This window comes from Pontibacter rufus (genome assembly GCF_015694705.1).
GTDB lineage: Bacteria > Bacteroidota > Bacteroidia > Cytophagales > Hymenobacteraceae > Pontibacter > Pontibacter rufus.
In genome coordinates this window covers 163371-185434 of sequence record NZ_JADQDR010000005.1, presented here as the reverse complement: position 1 = coordinate 185434, position 22064 = coordinate 163371, and the positions used below count along the sequence as shown (strand labels likewise).

At 50.1% G+C, this 22064-nt stretch carries 15 protein-coding genes; 12 read left to right on the top strand and 3 right to left on the bottom strand.

The features are described 5' to 3' along the window. Positions 1 to 112 precede the first annotated feature (112 nt). Both I2I11_RS10415 and I2I11_RS10410 read right to left on the bottom strand, forming a co-directional pair. Positions 113 to 919 carry an SDR family oxidoreductase gene (locus I2I11_RS10415; RefSeq protein WP_196267644.1) on the bottom strand — a complete coding sequence of 269 codons (807 nt, stop codon included), beginning with the start codon at positions 917 to 919 and terminating at the stop codon, positions 113 to 115. Then, positions 916 to 2751 (bottom strand): glycoside hydrolase family 15 protein, encoded by a 1836-nt coding sequence (locus tag I2I11_RS10410; protein ID WP_196267643.1) that lies wholly within the window; start codon positions 2749 to 2751, stop codon positions 916 to 918. The genes I2I11_RS10415 and I2I11_RS10410 overlap by 4 nt, the downstream gene beginning before the upstream one ends. A 434-nt stretch (positions 2752 to 3185) precedes the next feature. Between I2I11_RS10410 and I2I11_RS10405 the strand changes: the two genes are divergently transcribed. From I2I11_RS10405 to I2I11_RS10355, 11 genes are all read left to right on the top strand, one after another. Beyond that, entirely contained in the window at positions 3186 to 6152 is a 2967-nt protein-coding gene (locus tag I2I11_RS10405) for a SusC/RagA family TonB-linked outer membrane protein (RefSeq protein ID WP_196267642.1), read from the top strand. Positions 6153 to 6170: 18 nt separating this feature from the next. Beyond that, positions 6171 to 7652: a RagB/SusD family nutrient uptake outer membrane protein gene (locus tag I2I11_RS10400; RefSeq protein WP_196267641.1), complete on the top strand. Its 1482-nt coding sequence runs from the start codon at positions 6171 to 6173 to the stop codon at positions 7650 to 7652. Between the two features lie 115 nt (positions 7653 to 7767). Further along, positions 7768 to 9141: a glucoamylase family protein gene (locus I2I11_RS10395; RefSeq protein ID WP_196267640.1), complete on the top strand. Its 1374-nt coding sequence runs from the start codon at positions 7768 to 7770 to the stop codon at positions 9139 to 9141. Between the two features lie 12 nt (positions 9142 to 9153). After that, the gene (locus I2I11_RS10390; protein WP_230680053.1) at positions 9154 to 10887 is read left to right on the top strand and encodes a family 43 glycosylhydrolase; all 1734 of its coding nucleotides are present in this window, start codon (positions 9154 to 9156) and stop codon (positions 10885 to 10887) included. A gap of 66 nt (positions 10888 to 10953) precedes the next feature. Then, positions 10954 to 13116, top strand: a complete 2163-nt coding sequence (locus I2I11_RS10385; protein WP_196267639.1) for a glucoamylase family protein — start codon at positions 10954 to 10956, stop codon at positions 13114 to 13116. Between the two features lie 3 nt (positions 13117 to 13119). Continuing rightward, positions 13120 to 13794 (top strand): GDSL-type esterase/lipase family protein, encoded by a 675-nt coding sequence (locus tag I2I11_RS10380; RefSeq protein ID WP_196267638.1) that lies wholly within the window; start codon positions 13120 to 13122, stop codon positions 13792 to 13794. Positions 13795 to 13805: 11 nt separating this feature from the next. Continuing rightward, positions 13806 to 16115: a beta-glucosidase BglX gene (bglX, locus tag I2I11_RS10375; RefSeq protein ID WP_230680052.1), complete on the top strand. Its 2310-nt coding sequence runs from the start codon at positions 13806 to 13808 to the stop codon at positions 16113 to 16115. Positions 16116 to 16328: 213 nt separating this feature from the next. Next, on the top strand, positions 16329 to 16802 hold the full coding sequence (locus tag I2I11_RS10370; RefSeq protein WP_196267636.1) for a thioredoxin family protein: 474 nt from the start codon (positions 16329 to 16331) through the stop codon (positions 16800 to 16802). Between the two features lie 82 nt (positions 16803 to 16884). Continuing rightward, complete coding sequence (locus tag I2I11_RS10365) at positions 16885 to 17949, top strand: FAD:protein FMN transferase (protein WP_196267635.1); 1065 nt, start codon at positions 16885 to 16887, stop codon at positions 17947 to 17949. Continuing rightward, positions 17946 to 18173: a DUF4266 domain-containing protein gene (locus tag I2I11_RS10360; RefSeq protein WP_196267634.1), complete on the top strand. Its 228-nt coding sequence runs from the start codon at positions 17946 to 17948 to the stop codon at positions 18171 to 18173. The genes I2I11_RS10365 and I2I11_RS10360 overlap by 4 nt, the downstream gene beginning before the upstream one ends. Next, entirely contained in the window at positions 18164 to 19372 is a 1209-nt protein-coding gene (locus I2I11_RS10355; protein ID WP_196267633.1) for a DUF3570 domain-containing protein, read from the top strand. Before I2I11_RS10360 ends, I2I11_RS10355 begins: the two co-directional genes overlap by 10 nt. Before the next feature lie 53 nt (positions 19373 to 19425). Here I2I11_RS10355 and I2I11_RS10350 read toward each other — a convergent pair whose 3' ends face one another. Beyond that, a complete protein-coding gene (locus tag I2I11_RS10350) occupies positions 19426 to 20889 on the bottom strand; it encodes an aminoacyl-histidine dipeptidase (RefSeq protein ID WP_196267632.1) in 1464 nt (487 codons plus the stop codon). 235 nt (positions 20890 to 21124) lie between these two features. Here I2I11_RS10350 and I2I11_RS10345 point away from each other — a divergent pair, with 235 nt between their 5' ends. Next, on the top strand, positions 21125 to 22051 hold the full coding sequence (locus I2I11_RS10345; protein ID WP_196267631.1) for a mechanosensitive ion channel family protein: 927 nt from the start codon (positions 21125 to 21127) through the stop codon (positions 22049 to 22051). Positions 22052 to 22064 lie beyond the last annotated feature (13 nt).

Below are 22064 nucleotides of genomic sequence, written 5' to 3'. Positions count from 1 at the left end.
AGTAGCTGGTTTTTTTAATGGAAGAACTGCCAGTTAGTCGGAAACGTGATAAGCTGAAAGGCAAAACTCCTGCATGGGCCTCTGTCCGTTTAGGAAGTATAGCTAACGGAAACTATTCCCCGAAAGATGGGTAAAGCGTCATGCCGCCGTCTACGTAAATAGTGGCTCCGGTTACGTAATCGGCCTCATCGGTGGCCAGCCACACGGCTACGTTAGCGATATCTTCCGGATTGCCGATGCGGCCATACGGAATCTGCGACAGCATTTTTTTGCGGCCTTCTTCCAGCTCCCAATCCTGTTGATTTATGTGCGTTTTAATGGCGCCCGGTGAGATGCCGTTTACCCGTATTTTGTATTTGGCCAGTTCCTGCGCCAGGGTTTTCATCAGCATCTGCACACCCCCTTTGGCTGCGGTATAGTTGGCATGGCCTGCCCACGGAATTACATCGTGTACTGAACTGATAAAAATGATGTTTCCGGCTGCTTTGGAGCGTTCCGGCTGCACGCCTTGCTTTACGAACTCCCGTGCGGCAGCCCGTGCACACAAAAAAGGCCCTGTCAGGTTGGTATCTATAACCTTTTGCCACTGTTCCAGCGTCATCTCCAGAAAGGCAGCATCACGTTGTATGCCTGCATTGTTTATCAGAATGTCCAGCCGGCCGAAATGCCCGATGGCAGTATCGATCAACAGCTGCGCGTCTGCTTCCTGTCCGACGTCTGCGCGCAAGGTAACAGCCTGCCCACCTGCTGCTTCTATCAATTGCTTTACTTCTTCAGCAGACTCCTGATGTCCATGATAATTAATAACAACACCGGCGCCTTCGCGGCCCATAGCCAGTGCAATGCCCCGGCCAATTCCGGAGCTTGCCCCCGTAACAACGGCCACTTTGTCCTGCAAACGTTTTTGTTCTTTTTTCATGATAAATCTACAACCGGATGCTTGGTATGTCCTAAATCTTTGCTGAGTTGCTCGGCGGCACTGATAAGTGCCAGGTGCGTAAATGCCTGCGGGAAATTGCCCAGCAATTCGCCCTGGAGGCCGATTTGCTCCGAGAACAGGCCCAGATGGTTGGCATAACCCATCATTTTTTCGAACTGCAGCCTGGCTTTTTCTACCTTACCGGCCTTTGACAGGTTCTCGATATACCAGAAAGAGCAGATGCTGAAGGTGCCTTCCTGGCCCGCCAATCCGTCTACCGCCCCGGCGCCAATATTATAGCGGTACACCAGCGAGTCGGTTACAAGGCTTTTCTCGATAGCTTCCATGGTTGCTTTAAAACGCGGTTCATCCGGGCTGAACATCCGCACCAATGTCATTATCAGTACCGAAGAGTCCAGCACATCGGCGCCTTTGTATTGTACAAAAGACTGTTTTTCCTCGTTCCAGTAGTTTTCGTATACTTCCTTATAGATGTCGTTGCGCGTGTTCATCCATTCTTCCATCGGGGCCGGAAAAGACCTGTCGCGGGCGATGTTGATGGCCCGATCAATAGCCACCCAGGCCATAATTTTAGAGTATAGGAAGTCTTTTTTGCCGGCCCGTACTTCCCAGATGCCATGGTCGTCGTCCTGCCAGTGACGCACCACATAGTTCACAAACAGGGTTACATACTTCCAGAACTCGTACGTAATAGGTCCGCCATGTTTGTTGAAAAGATAAATGGTATCAATCAGTTCTCCGTAAATGTCCAGCTGAAACTGTTTGGAAGCGGCATTGCCAATGCGCACAGGCCTCGAGCATTTATAGCCTTCCAGGTGCCCGAGTATTTCCTCCTGCAGCTGTGTCTGGCCATCTACGGTATACATCAGTTGCAGTTCGTCTGCTTCGTGCAATTCGCGGCAGCGTTCCATAATCCATGCCAGGAAGTGCTGCGCCTCACCTCTAAAGCCGAGGCGCAGGAAAGCATACATGGTAAAGGCGGCATCGCGTATCCAGGTAAAACGATAATCCCAGTTGCGGCCCCCACCAATATGCTCGGGTAGGCCAAAAGTGGCTGCCGCAATTGTAGAGCCATACTCGCGTGAGGTCATCAGCTTAAGGGTAATAGCCGAGCGGATAACGGTTTCGTGCCAGCGCCCCTGGTACGTGCTTTGCTCAACCCAGCTGCGCCAGAAGATAACAGTCTTGTCGAAGGACTTCTCAACAAAATCCAACAGATCCTCACCCATAAAGGAGCCTTCCTGCTGCGGTACTGTTTCTATCACAAAATAAGCTTTATCGCCCTGTTGCAGTTCCCACTCCGCGTTTACATCACCGTCCTGTATATTCACTTCCTGGTTGGTAATTAAGCGGAACTGAACTTTGTGAGGGCCTTTGCCGGTAAAAAGCAGGGCATCGCCTTCGCGTGTCAGTTCATGGGCATCGCGGGCATAGTTAAAGCGCGGCTTTAACGTCATGTTAAATTTAATCTGTCCTTTTATCACCCGGATCATGCGCACCACAGTGCAGTTGCATTCATGTTCTTTCAGGGGCATAAAGTCAGTGAGTTCTGCCATACCGTCGGGTGTAAAGAAACGTGTGAGCAGCACACCGGTATCGGGGAGGTACAGCTGCTTCTGGCGGGTTTCTTTATGCGCCGGGCAGAGTTGCCAGTAGCCTCCTTTGTCTTTGTCGAGCAGCGCTGCAAAAATGGTTGGGGAGTCGAACCGTGTAAAGGGTAGATAATCAATGGAACCGGTCATGGAGACCAGCGCTGTGGTATGTAAGTTACCAATCAGGCCATAGTCAGCAATAGGAAGATATTCTTTCATGCCTTAAGGGTTGTTTATACTCTGCTAACGGGGCAGCTAAAAGACGGTTACGGCCTTACACCTGATAATGCCTGTTTAGTTGCGCTGCGCCGCCCTGTCTTATACTTTATCACACCAACATCCCCATTTGTAAACAAGTTGGAGGCGAAATAGCAGCGCAGGCAGGTAAACAGGCCGGCATTATAGGTTAGGCCATACCCCAGGATCTTTGCCGAATACAGGTATTTACCATGCCAACTCCCCGAAACCCATACAGCAGCCCTCTTTTTCGGTGCCTAAACTGATCTACTAAAAACCGCACACGTATACCAAGTATGACTAGTAAAAGTGGATGAGACAGGTTTCTGCAGTCTTTCATTCTGGTCTTTTTCTGATGATTACTATTTCACCTTCCTTATAATATTTTAACCATACTCAAATCAAAACGACCTGCTATGAAGAAAAACATTTTACTACTCCTGATGTGTCTGCTTTCCGTTTGTCCTCTCTTCGCACAGGACATGATCACTATCAGTGGACAAGTAACGGATTCCACCAGCGGCCAGCCCCTGATAGGAGCGGGTGTTGCTGTGCTGGGTACAAGCAGCGGAACCCAAACTGATGTTAATGGTAATTATACTATTTCTGCGCCGGCAGACGGCACTTTGGTTGTCGATTATTTAGGCTACGAACGCCGGCAGGTACCCATCAACGGGCAAACTACTGTTAATGTGGCGCTGACTATCTCGGCGCAACAACTGGAACAGGTTGTGGTGGTCGGCTATGGCACGCAGGAGAAACGCGATGTAACCGGCTCTATCAGTTCTGTAAAAGGAGAGGAGATAGCCCGCCAGTCTTCCCAGAACGCAGTGAGTGCGCTGCAGGGTAAAGTGGCCGGTGTTTCTATCACCAATTCCGGCGCTCCCGGCGCAGCCCCGCAGATCAGGATACGCGGGGCCGGCTCGGCTCTGGGCAGTTCGGACCCGTTGTATGTAGTGGATGGTACTTTTGTAGACAACCTGAGCTTTCTGAACCCCGCTGATATTGCTTCCATAGAGATTCTGAAGGATGCTTCCAGTGCTGCGATTTACGGTGTACGAGCTGCCAATGGTGTGGTACTGGTAACAACAAAACGCGGGCAGGCAGGAGAGCAACGTATCAACTACAATGGGTATGTGGGCGTGCAGCGTGTTACCAATAAGCTGGAAATGGCCAATGCGCAGCAATATGCCACGCTGATTAATGAAAAAAATGGTTCCGAGCTGATTCGCAGCGACTTTCCTACTACTGACTGGTTCGATCAAATCCTGCAGACAGCCATGATTCACAACCACCAGGTTACAGCGTCCGGCGGCTCGGAAAAAGTAACGTACAGCGCCAGCGCCGGCTACCTGAACCAGGAAGGCATCGTGAAAGGGAATGACTACAAGCGGATTACAGCCAGGCTCCAAACTGACTTTAATATTACGGATAACATCAAGGTGGGCTACAACGGCATTTTCAACAACTACAATTCCACTGATATTCCGGGCGATATTTTTTACCAGGCTTTTGTGGCGCCGCCCATCATTCCTGTGAGGAAAGCGAATGGCAACTATGGCGATTCCTTCGACTTTAATGTAGGCAACTTTGCCAATCCCCAGGCTTCACTCGACTGGTATAACCAGGAATCAAACGGGCAGCAGCTGACAGGCAATGCTTTCGGGGAAGTGAAGTTCCTGAAAGATTTCACCTTCCGGACCAGTTTAGGTATCAACTATGGCATCAACGAATACCGCAACTTCCGTTCGCAGGATTCTCTTACAAGTGTACAATATGCATCCAGAAGTCTTTTAACCCAATCCAGAAGTAAGTTTTCCAGCTGGTTGTGGGAGAATACTCTGACCTATGATAAAACCTTTGGCGATCATGATATAACATTATTGCTGGGTACTTCCTCACAGGAAAATAAATCAGAAGGACTTACCGGTTCCGTAAATGATGTGGAATACCGTTCCGCAGCAAACTTATACTTGGACTTAGGCGATCCAAGCACTTTTAATATCAGTAACGATGCTGACAGGTATACATTCCTCTCATACTTTGGCCGTGTAAACTATTCCTACCAGGACAAATATCTGCTCACGGCTACGCTCCGGTATGATGCCTCTTCTAAGTTCCCGAGCAGCGACAGGTGGGAATACTTTCCTTCCATCGGCCTGGGATGGCGTGTAACAGAAGAAGACTTTATGCAGAACCAATCCATTTTCGATAACCTCAAGGTAAGGGCGAGTTGGGGTAAACTGGGTAACAACAATATACCTTCCAGCATCTTTGTGCTGCCGGTAAGTACAAGTTCCCGCTATGGCGCTATTTTTAACGGCGTATTTTATCCGGGGCGGAACATTACTGAAACGGTGACATCCAGCTTATTCTGGGAAGTGATAAAGGAGACAGATTTAGGTTTAGAGATGGGCTTCCTCAACAACAGGTTAACTGTAGAAGCCGACTGGTACAACAAAAAAACAGAGAATGCCATTTTTGGCCTCACAAACCTGGGTTCGCTGGGGTTAACCGGTGAAATAAGAGGAAACTACGCCACCTTCCAGAACCGCGGGCTTGAGTTGTCTGCCGGTTGGACCAATGATATCTCGGCTGATATAGGTTACAATATCGGATTCAACATGTCCTTCAATAACAATGAGGTAAAAGACATCGAAACGGGTAATAACGCATTCTATAGCGGTAACCTGCCCGTGGGCGGTTATCAGGTTAGCATTACGCGTATAGGTGACCCAATCGGTTCTTTTTATGGTTATGAAGTAGCCGGTATTTTCCAGGACGAACAGGAAGTTGCCGGCTCGGCCCAACCTGCTGCCGCTCCCGGAGATTTCAGGTACAGAGATCTGAATGATGACGGGGTAATTGATCAGCGGGATAAAACCATCATCGGTAATCCTAATCCAGGCTTCGTGTATGGCATTAACACCGGGTTCCGCTACAGAAATTTTGACTTGCAGTTAGACATTCAGGGCGTAGGCGACGTTGATATTTATAATGGCAACAGAAACGTGCGCTACGGTAACGAGAACTTCTCGGTAGATTTCTTTAACAACCGCTGGCATGGCGCCAACACATCCAACGCTTATCCTTCGGCAGATCTGACCGGCAGCAACCTTGATCCGAATGATTTTTATGTGGAGAGCGGCGATTATATACGGATACGTAACCTGCAAATAGGCTATAACCTGCCGACTTCGCTGGTAAACAGCTGGAAGATGCAGAACTTTAGAATATACCTGAATGCCCAGAACCCGGTAACCTGGTTTGATTACAACGGTTTTTCACCTGAAGTAGGAGGTTCGCCGATAAGCCAGGGCATAGACAGGAACGTCTACCCGCTTTCTGCTACCTATAACCTGGGTGTAAATGTTACTTTCTAACCTTACTCAAACGGCTTTATGAAAAAGATACTAACTAATACAAAGCGCAACGCCCTGCTACTTTTCAGTATACTGGCCCTGGCAGGTATAGCTTCCTGTTCTGAGGATTTTCTGAATGTTGACCCGGAGGACGTAGCAGTGGGCGAAGATTTTTATGTAACCGAAGATCAGGCGATACTGGCTGTCAATTCGATGTATGGTAATTTGCGGGAGTTTAATACCATTGCTTTTGGCTGGCTTGCCCTCACTACCATCACCTCAGATAATGCATCGAAAGGCAGTGTGCCCGGTGATGCGGGTTTTCTGGATAACTTTGATAATCTCACCTTTACTGCTACCGAAGGAACCATCAATGCCTATTGGATAGCGCAATACCAGGGCATTAACCTGGCCAACCAGGTACTCACCAATGTGCCACTGATTGATATGGACGAAACGCTGCAAAACCGCCTGCTTGCTGAAGCTAAGTTTTTCAGAGCCTTCCATTACTTCAACCTGGTTAGGGCGTTTGGCGGCGTACCACTGAGAACACAGGTGCCGGTGCCGGGAGAACAGGAAAGTCCCGAAAACCTTAATCCACCCAGGGCTTCCAAAGAAGAAGTATATGAACAGATTGTAGCAGACCTGACCGATGCAGCCCAGGTACTGCCGGTAAGCTATAGTGCTACCGATTTGGGCCGTATTACCAAAGGCGCTGCTCTAACCATGCTGGCAAAAGTACAGTTGTACCAGGAAAACTGGCAGGAGGTACTGGATCTGACGGCGCAGGTAATGGGCATAGGCTATTCCCTTACCCCAAACTACCACGACATCTTTACGATAGCGGGCGAGAACAACAGCGAATCAATTTTTGAGATACAGGCGCAGACCATACCCGGTGACTGTGAAGCATCCAACAGCCAGTGGGCAGAAGTACAGGGTGTACGCGGGCAGTTTGGCTGGGGCTTTGTGGAGCCTACAGAAGATCTGGTAAATGCCTTTGAAGAAGGTGATGAGCGGCTGGATGCCACTATTCTGTTCAGAGGTGAGGTTACACCAGAGGGAGACAAGATTATTGAAACTGCCTCCAATCCGCGTTATAACCAGAAGGCTTATGTGCCGAGCTCTGTAACCAACGAGTGCGGATACGGTAAAGATCAGAACATCAGAATACTGCGCTATGCTGAGGTGTTGCTGATGCATGCCGAGGCAGCCAACGAGCTGGGAATGACACAGGAGGCACTGGATGCGCTAAACCTGGTGCGCAACAGGGCCGATTTACCCGATGTGGAAACAACAGATCAGGCTGAATTGCGAGACATCATCTGGCATGAACGCCGTGTAGAGCTGGCCCTGGAAAATGGAGACCGGTTCTTTGATCTGGTGCGTCAGGGCCGGGCCGGGGAAGTGCTGCGTGCGCAGGGCAAGAATTTCGTAGATGGAAAAAATGAAGTCTTCCCCATTCCGTTGCAGCAGATTACGCTCAGTGGCGGAACCCTGACCCAAAATCCCGGATATTAAAATGACTAACTTCAGGTTGTGGCGCGCAAATAAAAGTGTGGCGCCACAACTTTTTTATACTTGTTTATCCTGTTGATGATGGAGCGGAAACGCTAAACCTATCAAATATAAACTGATGAAAAAACGCTTATACTTACTCCTCGCTATGCCGCTGTGGTTGTATAGTTGTAACAACAAACCGGCTGACACATCTGCTGCCACACCAAAAGCAACTCCGCCGGCTGCAGATACCACCAGATTAAGCGACGAGGAACTACTCACAAAAGTGCAGCAAAATACTTTTCAGTATTTCTGGGATGGGGCAGAGCCTAACTCTGGCGCAGCGGCTGAGCGCATTCACCTTGACAATGATTATCCGCAGAACGATCAGCATGTGGTGACCACGGGTGCTACGGGTTTCGGGGTGATGGCTATTCTGGTCGGCATCGAGCGCGGCTTTATCACCAGAGAACAGGGCTTTGAACGCCTGCAGCAGATAACGAATTTCCTGGAAAAGGCAGACCGCTTTCATGGTGCGTGGCCGCACTGGATGGAAGGGGAGACCGGCAAAGTGAAACCCTTCAGCCAGAACGACAATGGCGGCGATTTGGTGGAAACTGCTTTTCTGGTGCAGGGACTGCTGTGTGTACGCCAGTATTTTGCTGATGGCAACGAAGAGGAAAAAGCCCTGGCCGCGCAAATCGATAAACTATGGCGCGGGGTGGAGTGGGACTGGTACCGCCACGGCCAGAATGTGCTGTACTGGCACTGGTCGCCGGATAAGGCCTGGGCGATGAACTTCCCGGTGCAGGGCTATAACGAGTGCCTGATTATGTATGTGCTGGCAGCGGCATCGCCCACGCATACCATACCGCCTGAAGTATACCACGAAGGCTGGGCACGGAGCGGCGACATCAGAGCAGATGCCACGCCTTACGGCTATAAAATTGCGCTCGAGCATAACGGGCACCATGGCAGTGTCGGTCCGCTTTTCTGGGCGCATTACTCCTACCTCGGACTGGATCCGCGCGGCCTCACAGACCGCTATGCCGATTACTGGACGCATAACCAGAACCATACTTTGGTGAATGTGGCTTACGCCATAGACAACCCGAAAAATTACGAAGGGTATGGTGAAGACTGCTGGGGCCTCACCGCCAGTTACTCCGTAGACGGCTACGCCGGCCACAGTCCCACCCACGATTTAGGTGTGATTTCGCCCACGGCAGCGCTGTCGTCTTACCCATACACGCCCCAGGAATCGATGAAAGTAATACGGCATTTGTATGAGGATCTGGGCGATAAAGTATGGGGAAAGTATGGTTTTTACGATGCCTTCAGCGAAGAAAAAAACTGGTTTCCGCAACGTTACCTTGGCATTGATCAGGGGCCGGAAGTGGTGATGATCGAAAATGGGCGCAGCGGCTTGCTCTGGGATTTGTTTATGAGTTGCCCCGAAGTGCAGGCTGGTTTAAAGAAACTAGATTTCAAAAGTCCAAAACTTAAGTAAAGTATAAATCCTATGAAGAAAATGCGCTACTTGTTCTCTTTCCTGCTGATAACCACGCTCTGCTGCTTTTCCATAGCCCGGGCGCAATCGCCGCAAATGCGCACCTATTGCAATCCCCTGAATATCGATTATACTTACGCCATCTATAATTCCAACGAAGATATTTCGTATCGCTCAGGCGCTGATCCGGCTGTGGTGGAATTCCGCGACGAATACTACATGTTTGTTACCCGCTCTATGGGCTACTGGCATTCCACCGATCTGCTGCACTGGAACTTTATTTCACCGGAGAAATGGTACTTTCAGGGTTCTAATGCCCCGGCAGCACACAATTACAAAGATTCCGTTTTATACATGGCCGGCGATCCTTCCGGCTCCATGAGCATCCTGTACACCGACAATCCGAAGAAAGGCGACTGGAAAGGAGTGCCTTCCATTCTGAATGACTTGCAGGATCCGGACCTGTTTATAGATGATGACGGGCAGGCCTACATGTTCTGGGGCTCCTCCAATGTGTATCCGATACGGGCAAAGAAGCTGAACAGAAACCACCGGTTCAGTCCCTCCGAAAAAACATATGAACTCTTTAACCTGGAGGCTGACAAGCATGGCTGGGAGCGCTTTGGCGAGAACCACAGCGATACAGCCAGAGGCTACATTGAAGGCCCCTGGATGACAAAGCACAACAACAAATATTACCTGCAATATGCCGCGCCGGGCACAGAGTTTAATGTATATGGCGACGGGGTGTATGTGAGCGATTCCCCACTGGGGCCCTATACTTACGCGTCAAACAATCCTATATCTTACAAGCCGGGCGGATTTGCAAACGGAGCAGGTCATGGCAGTACGGTGGTTGGCCCGAACGGGCAATACTGGCATTTTGCATCAATGGCTATTTCCGTGAATGTCAACTGGGAGCGCCGCATCAGCATGTATCCTGCTTACTTTGATGAGGACGAGCTGATGTATGTGAACACCTACTTTGGGGATTACCCGCATTTTGCGCAAACTGTGGCAGGTAAAATGGGCGAATTTGCCGGCTGGATGGTGCTGTCCTACAACAAGCCCGTGAAAGTCTCCTCCACGCTCGAGAACTTCAAGCCCGAAAACCTGGTGGACGAAAACATCAAAACATTCTGGGTTGCAGCAAAAAACGATGAGAAGCAGTGGGTAGAAATAGATTTGCAAAAGCCCGGCAAAGTATATGCCATTCAGTTGAACTACCACGATTACAAATCGGATCTCTACGGCCGGGTGCCGGGGCTCTATCATCAGTATGTGATAGAAGGCTCTACAGATGGTAAAAGCTGGACAACGCTGGTAGACCGCAAAAATAACCTAAAAGATGTACCCAACGATTATGTGGAACTCAGCAATCCGCAAACGGTGCGCTACATCCGTTACAGCAACATACACATTCCGACAACCAACCTGGCCATCTCCGGTTTGCGTGTGTTCGGGTTAGGACAAGGCAAAGCACCAGGCAGGGTAAAAGATTTTACTGTAAAACGGGAGCAGGACCGCCGCAACGCCCGCATCTCCTGGGACAAACAGCCTAAAAGCCAGGGATATAATGTGCTCTGGGGCATTGCGCCGGATAAACTGTATAGTTCCTGGATGGTGTATGGTGAAAATGAGCTGTATCTGAGGAGCCTGGGTGTGGATCAGACCTATTATTTTGCAGTAGAATCCTTTAATGAAAATGGTGTATCTGCAAGATCAAAAGTAGTAAAGGTGGAATAGGAAGATGCAACTTTAGCGAAATACAATCTTAAACCCGCAGGTTGCAATTAATTTATCCGGCAAAGTATGAAATATGGTATACACCTTCTTTTAGTATTACTCATCCATGTTAAAGCGCTGGGGCAGGAAATACCCTATACCCGTGTTTTTTTTGACAACAGCCCGATGCCGAAGAACTATTTCTACAGTTCGGCCGGCTATACTTCGCCAAGCTGGGTGAAGAACAGTACTGGTAAATTACCAGTAACAGGGGAGGTGTCTTTTACGCCCGGAAATGCACTGGAACTGCAATATGTATCGGCACCGGGAGGCAGGTGGCAGGCAGAAGTGCTGTACCACCCGCTGCGGGGTATGGACTTTTTCCAGCCTCAGCAAAAACTGGTGTTCCGGTTGTTTGCCAAGTCGAATACAGCGCCGGCTGCCTTGCCGGCCATCGCCATTGGCATGCGCGAAGCAGAGAAGACATCAGCGTTTCTGCCGCTGCAAAACTATATCAGGAACTATAAACCAGGTGAGTGGGTAACAGTGGAGGTGCCGCTCAGCAGTTTTAAAGATCTGGCATTTCAGAAGCCAGAGCAAGTGGACGTCATCGCTTTCCGGCAGCAGACCGATGATGGTAAGCTGCATGAATTATACCTCGATCAGCTGGAACTGGTGCCCTCAGCGAAAGCAGCAAGTATAAATGTTTTGCCACAATTACTTCAGGCCAATGGCTATGAAAAACATGTGGACATAGTATGGCAAAAAATAACAGACCCGGCAGTGCGCTATATTAAAGTATACCGGTCTTCTGACAATAAGACCTTCAGGCCGGTAGCCATACAGCCGCCGCTCTACAGCCGCTACGCCGATTACGTGGACACGGTCGGGCAGACCTTCTACTACAAAATCAGCCTGCTGGACAACGCCTATAACGAGACATCCACATCAGCTGTTGTGAGCGCTTCCACAAGGCCTATGACGGATGAAGAGCTGCTGACAATGGTGCAGGAAGCCAGCTTCCGTTATTATTGGGAAGGAGCAGAGCCCAACAGCGGGCTGGCGCTGGAGAACATTCCGGGCCGCACCACGATGGTGGCTTCCGGCGCTTCGGGCTTCGGCATCATGGCTATACTTACCGGCATAGAGCGCGGGTGGATTACGCGGGGGCAGGGCGTGGAGCGATTCCGGCAAATAGTGCGTTTTCTGGATAAAGCAGAGAAGTTTCACGGAGCTTTCCCGCATTTTATCAGTGGCAAAACTGGCAAAGTAGAACCTTTCTTCGGACTAAAAGATAATGGCGCTGACTTAGTTGAAACTGCTTTCCTGATGCAGGGCCTGCTGGCTGCCAAAGCTTACTTCACACAAGACAATGAGCAGGAAAAAGAAATACGCAATACCATCACCAAATTATGGCGCGGTGTGGAATGGGACTGGTTCCGGAAAGCCCCGGAAACAGACTTTCTGACCTGGCACTGGTCGCCGGATCAAGCCTGGGTGCTGAGCCACCAACTTATCGGCTGGAACGAAACGATGGTTGTATACCTGCTTGGCATTGCCTCACCCACACATAGTATACCAGCCAGCATGTATTACAGCGGCTGGGCCAGCCAGAGCAGCAAGGCGCAGCAGTACAGAACCGCTTGGGGCCAGACGAGCGAAGGGGCTGCCTATACCAACGGTAACACTTATTTTGGCATTCAGCTGCCTGTGGGTGTCTCAGATGGCGGACCGCTCTTTTTCATACATTATTCGTTTATGGGGCCTGATCCGCATAAAATTGAGGACAAGTATACCAACTATTTCCGGAACAACCGTGCCATTGCCCTTATCAACTACAGGTATTGTGTCGAAAATCCGGAGCATCATGATGGTTATGGTGAACGCAGCTGGGGCCTGACCGCCAGCGACGGTCCCTGGGGCTATTCTGCTGATGAGCCTGTGCCGCATGCAGATCATGGAAAGATAACGCCTACAGGCGCGCTGGCTTCATTCCCGTATACGCCAGAGCAGTCCATGCAGGCACTGAAGAATTATTACCGCAATTATGGCAGCTTTTTGTGGGGCACCTATGGTTTCCGGGACGCCTTCAACCTGGATGAAAACTGGGTGTCACCACTCTACATGGGCTTAAACCAGGCACCTGTTACGGTAATGATCGAGAACTACCGTAGTGGCCTGATTTGGAAGTTATTTATGAGCAACCCGGAAATTCAACAGGCAATCAGAAAAATAAATAAAGAGAAATAAGCAATGAGAAAACCACTTTTACACCTTCTGACGGGGCTGCTTTTAGCCTGCTTTATACTTCCTGCAGCAAAGGCGCAGCAGCAAAATCTACCTTTCTGGAACGAAATACAGCAATTTAAGCAGCAGGACAGCCTCCAAATGCCGCCAAAAAATGCTATCCTGTTTGTAGGCAGCTCTTCCATCAGGATGTGGGACAACCTGCAGCAGGCATTCCCAAAGTATACCGTCATCAACCGTGGCTTCGGCGGCTCCACGCTGCTGGATCTGAAGCGCTATCTCAACGATATTGTTTTTCCATACCAGCCAAAGCAAATTGTAATCTACTCCGGCGAAAACGACATTGCCACCGATACGGTACAGGCGCCGGAAGTATTGGAAAGGTTTAAGGACGTATACCAGTCTATCCGGAAGGAGCTGCCGCGGGTGCCGCTGGTGTTTATTTCCATCAAGCCAAGTCCGTCGCGGAAGCAGTACAATGCTATTGTGCAGGAAGCAAATAACTTAATCCGCGCTTATATCCGGCAGCAGCCCAACATCAAATTTGCCGATGTGTATCCGCGGATGCTGGGCAGCAACAACAAGCCGAAGCCGGAAATCTTCCTGCAGGATAGCCTGCACATGAACAACAACGGGTACCGCATCTGGACGAAAGTAATCACGCCCTACCTCATCAAATAATGTATAAACCTATGAAGCGGTCTATATTTACAGCGCTGGTAATTGCTGCCTGTCTGTCGGGTTGCCAGGCACAGAAACAAACACAGCCGCCGCAGGCTACATCCGTAAACCAGCAGGAGATGAACCAGTTTATAGATCAGCTGATGGCTAAAATGACGCTGGAAGAAAAGGTTGGGCAGCTAAACCTGGTGTCGGTCGGCTTTGACGTGACAGGGCCGGTTGTAAGCGAAAACGTGGATGAGAATATCCGCAAGGGCAATGTGGGCGGCGTGCTAAATACCTTTACGCCCATAGCCGTTCGCAAATTACAGGAGTTGGCTGTGAATAACTCCAGGTTAAAAATTCCGCTGCTCTTTGGCTACGATGTGGTGCACGGGCACCGCACTATTTTCCCGATTCCGTTGGGAGTTGCTTCGAGTTGGGACATGGGCGCTGTGGAGCGGAGTGCACGGATTGCAGCAGATGAAGCCAGCGCCGACGGGCTGAACTGGGTATACTCGCCGATGGTGGACATTGCCCGTGATCCGCGCTGGGGCCGCATTGCCGAAGGTGCGGGTGAAGATACTTACCTGGGCTCACAGGTGGCCAGGGCCATGGTGAACGGCTACCAGGGGAATGACTTGTCAGCCAATAACACGGTGATGGCCTGCGTGAAGCACTTTGCGCTGTACGGCGCTGCCGAAGCCGGTCGCGACTACAACACCGTAGACATGAGCCTGAACCGCATGTTTAATGAATACCTGCCGCCTTATAAAGCCGCTGTAGATGCCGGTGTGGGCAGTGTGATGTCATCGTTTAACGACATAAACGGTGTGCCGGCCACAGCCAACAAATGGCTCATGACGAAAGTGCTGCGGGATATGTGGGGCTTTGACGGGTTTGTAGTAACAGATTATACCGCCATCAACGAGCTGATTCCGCATGGATTGGGCGATGAGGCTCATGTCGGGGCACTGGCGCTGAAAGCCGGAATTGATATGGACATGGTAGGCGAGGTGTTTCTGAAGCATTTGCCGCAACTGGTTAAAGAAGGCATAGTATCGGAGGAAGACGTAAACAAAGCCTGCCGCCGCATCCTGGAGGCTAAGTATAAACTGGGCCTCTTTGAAGATCCCTATCGCTATGTTGATGCAAATCGTTCGCAAAGCACTTTAATGAAGCCGGCCTACCTGGAGGCTGCCCGCGAAATTGCCCGCGAAAGTATGGTGCTGCTCAAAAACGAGCAGCAAACACTACCCCTGAAAAAAACCGGAACCATCGCCCTTATCGGGCCACTCGCCAAAAATCAGCGCGACATGATTGGCAGCTGGAGCGGCGCCGGTGACTGGAAACAGGCAGTATCGCTGGAGCAGGGTATCCGGAATGTAGCCGGAAATAATGTGAAAATAGTGTATGCCAAAGGCGCCAACTTTACCGACGATCAGCAGATGATTGACCGGCTGAATGCCCACGGCGGCGAACTGGAAATCGATAATCGATCATCCGAAGCTATGATTGCCGAGGCGGTGCAGGCAGCGCAGAGTGCGGATGTGATTATAGCGGCAGTAGGAGAGTCGCAGGGCATGACGGGTGAGGCTGCCAGCCGCGCCGACATTGGCCTGCCGGGCAAACAACTGGAACTGCTCAAAGCGCTGAAGAAAACGGGCAAGCCCCTGGTAATCGTGCTGATGAACGGCCGTCCGCTGACGCTGACCTGGGAAGATGCAAATGCCGATGCCATGCTCGAAACCTGGTTCGCCGGTACGCAGGCAGGGAATGCCATTGCCGACGTGCTGTTCGGCAACTATAATCCGTCCGGTAAATTAACGGCCACCTTTCCGCAGGTGGTAGGACAGATTCCGATTTATTACAACCATAAAAATACCGGCCGGCCATACGCCGGCGTGCTGCTGGACAAGTATAAATCCCGTTACCTGGACGTAACCAACGATCCGCTGTATCCCTTCGGCTATGGACTGAGTTATACTACTTTCAGCTATTCGCAGCCGCAACTCAGTAAAACTACCATCAGCCCAACCGAAACGCTGGACGTGAAAGTAGATGTGAAAAATACCGGCAACTACCATGGCGAAGAAGTGGTGCAGCTTTATATTCAGGATGTGGTGGGCTCCATCACCAGACCGGTAAAAGAGCTGAAAGGCTTTCAAAAGATCTTGCTGAAGAAAGGCGAAAGCAAAACCATTGCTTTCCGGATTACGCCCGAAGACCTGAAATTTTACAACAATGATTTAGAATATGTGCTGGAACCCGGCAATTTTAAAGTATATGTCGGCACCAGTTCGCAGGATGTGAAAGCTGCAGACTTTACAGTGGTGCCATAAGTATAAACTCCCGGATGGCAAGTATAAAACCGATGTGATTTTATACTTCCATATGGTTCAGGAATTATGAATGAAACGCTGATACTCAAAATAAAGCCATCCTGATGCAAAGTTGTTTTGTAATTGGCACTATAGTTGAACTTACTGCAGCAGCCTGGGTTTAAAGTATATCCGGTTCAAAAATCTTCATTTACAAAACCAGAACAACACTACATGAAAAAACAACATCTCTTTTTAAGCTATCTGACTTTAGTATTTCTCTTTGCTTTTGGCAGCACCTTTGCAGCAACACCAGGTGAGGATACCGTCAGTTGGCAACATAATTATGATGAAGCAGTGAAACAAGCTAAGGCGGAGCACAAGCCTATCATGATGGTTTTTGGCGGTTCTGATTGGTGCAAACCCTGCATTATGTTACACAAGGAAGTATGGGAATCGGAGGAATTCGCACAATATGCCAAAGACAACCTGGTACTGCTGGAACTGGACTTTCCGAGACTAAAGAAAAACCACTTACCTGCCGAACAGATGAAACACAACGAGGCCTTGGCTGCCAAGTATGACAAAGAAGGTCTGTTTCCACTGGTGGTACTAACGGATGCTGATGGAAATGTGCTGGCTAAAACCGGCTACCTGCCCGGCGGACCCGAAAAGTATGTGGCGCACCTGAAATCGCTTTTGAAATAATTTGCCATATAATGTTCAAACACGAAGCCCACGCTGTAACCATTGCAGCGTGGGCTTCGTGTTGGTATAAACACTAACGCACATGGCCCGCTTTTTTCTGCTCCTACTTTGTTTTATGCTGTTTTCGCCTGTAAGTTGGGCACAACGCCTGCCTGACAAAGAGCCGCATCAGTATAAAAAAGTGCTGTTGCTGATGGGCACCCGCTTTGAGTTTGCGGCTGTTACCAAAGACGAACAGAAAGCATGGGAAGCAATTGAGACGGGCATCAGGGAAACACAACGCATTGAAGCTCTGATTTCGGAGTGGCAACCCACCTCCCAGACCAGTGAAATAAACCGTGCAGCAGGCATCAGGCCAGTGGTCGTTGATGAGGAACTATACGATCTCATCAGCCGTTGCCTCCGCCTGTCACGCCTGACGAACGGCGCTTTTGATATTTCCTTTGCCGCTATTGACAAAGTATGGCATTTTGATGGCACCATGCAAAGCCTGCCAGATTCGCAGGAAGTGGCCGCTTCTGTTTCTAAAATCGGCTACGAAAAGATTATACTTGATCTGGCCAGCCATAGCGTATTTTTAAGTGAGCCGGGCATGAAGATTGGCTTTGGGGCGATAGGCAAAGGCTATGCCGCTAACCGGGCCCGCGACCTGATGCGCAGCATGGGCATACCTGGCGGCGTGGTAAATGCCGCCGGCGATTTGACGACCTGGGGCAAACAGGCAAATGGCGAATCCTGGTATGTGGGCATTGCCGACCCAGCTGAAAAAGACGAGGTTTTCTCGTGGCTCACCGCCGACGAAATAGCCGTGGTGACGTCCGGCAACTATGAGAAGTACGTGGAAATTGGCGGCAAAAGGTACTCCCACATCATAGACCCGCGCACCGGCTACCCCGTATCAGGATTGAAGAGCGTAACCATTGTTTGCCCCAATGCCGAGCTGGCTGATGCGCTGGCTACCGCTGTATCGGTGATGGGAGCGGAGGAAGGATTGGGCCTGATTAACCAGTTAAAAGGCGTGGAATGCCTGCTGATAACGGATAAGGATGAACTGCTGACATCAGATAACCTGCACCTACATTATTATAAGAATCAACCCTTAATGCGAAGAACAGGTAAGAAGGAGGCCAAAGAGAAAGCACAATGAAAGCAAAAATCAATAAAAGACTGCTGCTGGTTGCCTCAGGGCTGTTACTGCTGATGAGCAGCTGCGAAGCCGTAAAGCCTTATCAGAAAGCCTACCTGAACGAGGAAGAAATGCAGTTGAGCATGCGCAAGCCCGAAACCTTTGAAGTAAACTTTGAGTCATACCGCGAAGGAGGTTCCGGCGCCAATGGCGGAAAAGTAGGAGGAGGTTGCGGATGCAACTAAAGTATGTATGGCTACTGGCAGCCTGTAGTATGGCCACGGCAGCAATGGCACAGGGCACCGCCAAAGATCCCAAATTTTTTCAGCAGGTATCTCCGGCAGACGTAAACATATTGGCCAGCTATTATACACAGGACGGCGATCACTCTCCTGTTACCGGCGGCATCGGCACCGAGCAACTGACTGACGTGACGCCCACCATCATTGTAAACGTGCCGCTCGATACCGTAACCAGCCTGCACGTAAACTTTGGGATGGACTTTTATTCTTCCGCTTCAACCGACAACATTGACCCTTTTGAGGTATCTTCAGCCTCCAGCTCCGATACCCGCACACACATCAACATTGGCCTGAGCCGCAACAACAACCTGCATCATGTTATCAGAAGTATAAACATCGGCGCGTCCAAAGAGTATGATTATACTTCCTTTTCGGTAGGAGCCGGCTGGACCAAAGGGTCGCGGGACGGGAACCGGGAGCTGAGCCTGGCCGGGGAGATTTTCATGGATGCCATCAAGGTTATTTACCCGATTGAGCTGCGCGGGCAGGGCGATTTGGTTTCTGCTAACAAGCGCCAGTCTTATAATTTCTCCGCAACGCTGTCGCAGGTTATCAACCAGCGGTTACAGCTGTCTTTTTCTTCAGATTTGGTGTACCAGACAGGGCTGCTTTCCACTACATTTCACCGGGTTTACTTCCAGGATCAGGAGAAACCGCAGGTGGAGCAACTGCCTGCTAATCGCTTTAAATTCCCGTTTGGGCTGCGCCTGAATTATTATGCCGGAGATTACTTAACCGCCCGCCTGTTCTACCGTTTTTATAACGACAGTTGGGGCATATCGTCTCATACGCTGGAGCTGGAAACTCCCATTAAAATAGGACCTTTCTTTTCCATATATCCTTTCTACAGATTCTATACCCAAACGGGCGCAAATTATTTTGCTCCGTATGGCAGGCACCTGCTTTCTGAGGAATTTTATACTTCCGATTACGACTTATCGGATTTAAACAGCCATAAAGCAGGGCTTGGGGTGCGTTATTCCCCGCTTTTCGGCATTTCAAAATTTAATATGCCTATATCAGGCAATAGCACCCTGTTTAAAAGTATAGAACTGCGTGCCGCCCAATACTGGCGCAACGATGGCCTGCATGCCTTCATCATCAGCACCGACTTAGGTTTCTCGATACCTTCCGGGCAGTAAAAAGCCGCTGCGTTAGGCAGCGGCTCCTTTAAAATAAGCTGGTAAGTATAAAGCTACACTTTTTCCGGGATCTGCTTCAGCGTTTCTATCAGGAAGTTCCAGTATTTCTGCACCGAACTGATCTGCACTTTTTCATCCGGAGAATGCGCGCCGCGTATGTTCGGGCCAAAAGAAATCATCTCCATATCCGGATAGTTAGCGCCCAGTATGCCGCATTCCAGGCCGGCATGGCAGGCATTTACGTCCGGCGCTGCACCAAACATATCCTGGTATAAATCACGCATGATACGCACAATGTCAGCATCAGGGCGGGGTGTCCAGCCGGGATAAGAGCCGGTGAGGGTTACCTCGGCACCCATCAGCTCCAAAGCACTGCGGATGGCGGCGGCCAGATCCATTTTCTCAGAATCTACGGAGCTGCGGGTAAGGCACAGGATGGTATACAAGCCCTCCTGCACCTGCGCGCGCGCTACGTTGTTGCTGGTTTGCACCAGGTTTTCTATATCAGGGCTAAGGCGGTAAATGCCATTCGGGCAGGTATAAAGCACACGGAGCAGCTTGTACTGGAAATCAGCAGGCAACACTTCTATGGGTATCTCTGCTGGCTCAAGCAGCACCTGCAGCCCCGGATCTGTCGTAGCGTACTCAGTTTTTAGTATCGCCTCCTGTTCCGAAATGAGCTGCAGGAAAGCCGCTTCCTCTGCGGCCGGAACGGTTACGATGGAAAACGACTCGCGCGGAATGGCGTTGCGCAAGCCACCACCATCTATAGAACTGATGCGTAGATTGATGTTTGCGGCGGCATGGAATAACAGGCGGTTTATGAGTTTATTGGCATTGCCGCGGCCTAGGTGAATGTCCATGCCGGAGTGGCCGCCGGTCAGGCCTTTAATCGTTAGTTTATAGGCTTTGGCCTCCCTGTCCGCCGCTTCTGCGGCATAAGTACCTATAGCGGTTACATCAATGCCGCCAGCGCAGCCGATGGTCAGTTCCCGGTCATCCTCGGTATCCAGGTTCAGCATAATGCCCGCGTCCAGCAGGCCGCCTTTCAGGTTCATCGCGCCTGTCATACCGGTTTCCTCATCTATGGTAAACAAGGCTTCCAGAGCGGGGTGCGCCAAATCCGTAGAAGCAAGCAGCGCCATAATGCTGGCTACGCCAATACCATTGTCTGCGCCCAATGTGGTGCCTTCTGCTTTCACCCAATCACCGTCTACATACATGCGGATACCCTCAGTATTGAAGTCGAAGTTCGTGTCGGCGTTTTTCTGATGTACCATGTCCAGGTGGCTTTGCAGCGCTACAGTTTCACGGTCTTCCATGCCGGGCGTAGCCGGTTTTTTGATGATGACGTTTCCGATTTCATCTACCATCGTCGGCAGGTTTAGTTGCTCGCCAAAATTTTTGATGAATTGAATGACACGTTCTTCTTTTTTGGATGGTCTCGGCACGGCATTCAGGTCAGCAAAATAGTTCCATAGGGCCTTTGGCTCAAGACTTCTTACATTTTCGTTCATAGGTTATGGTGCTTAGAGAAGTATAAATTTATACCTGCGTATACAGAAAAGTTTATTTTGAGCTTATCACCCGGAAACCAATAAAGTGCAAAGGTAACAGATTCTGAGCACAGGCAAGAGCAAGTTTTATCCTGGTCAGGTATCACACACCATTAACGCAGCGGCAGCAGTTGCTTATACTTTGTTTGGGTTATCTTTAAGAAGGCGCTGTGCGTAAGGAAAAGGTAAAAAGCCGATGCACCACATTTATCGTTGGATAGAAGAAGTAACCGGCCTGACGGTTATATTTCAGGAGCACGTATTGCTCACAGTAATTGTGTTGCTCACCCTGCTGTTGTTCAACAGGTTCCTGCTTCGCCTGGTTGTAAAACGCCAGCCCGATATCCGGAAGCAGTACCAATGGCGTAAAACTACCAATTACTTTACCACAGGACTGGGCCTGCTGCTTTTGGTCAACATCTGGTTCGAAGGTCTGCAGTCTATTGCTACCTTCCTGGGCTTGCTTTCTGCCGGCCTGGTGGTGGCACTAAGAGAGCCTTTGCTGAATATGGCCGGCTGGCTGTTTATAGTATGGAAGCGCCCTTTCCGGATTGGTGATCGCATACAGTTCGGTGATCATGTGGGAGACGTAATTGATATCCGGCTGTTTCAGTTTACGCTGAACGAAGTACGGGAATGGGTGCAGGGCGATCAGCCGACAGGCCGGGTGGTGCACATCCCGAATGGCAGGCTGTTTACAACGCCGCAGGCCAACTACAACTATGGCTTCCCTTTTATCTGGCACGAAGTACCCGTGCATATTACTTTTGAAAGCAACTGGCAGAAAGCGCGTGTTATTTTGCTGGAAGTAACCGGCCGGCACTGTGAAAAGCTTTCTGAGGCTACCCTGCAACAAGTTAAGAAGCGTTCGCAGCGGCACCTTATCTTTTTCGATAATTTAGAACCGAAGCTATATGTTAAAGTAGTGGATAACGGCATCCAGCTCACGGTGCGGTATCTGAGCAAAATAGCAGGCAGAAGGAACAGTGAAAACCTGATTTGGGTAGAAGTGCTGACACAGTTTCTGGCAGCACCTGATATTCAGTTTGCTTATCCTACCACCAGGTTTTACCAGACACCGCCCGGAACGCAGTCGCCGCTGCCGCCTGATGGGCTGCTTTAAAAGATGCAGGCGA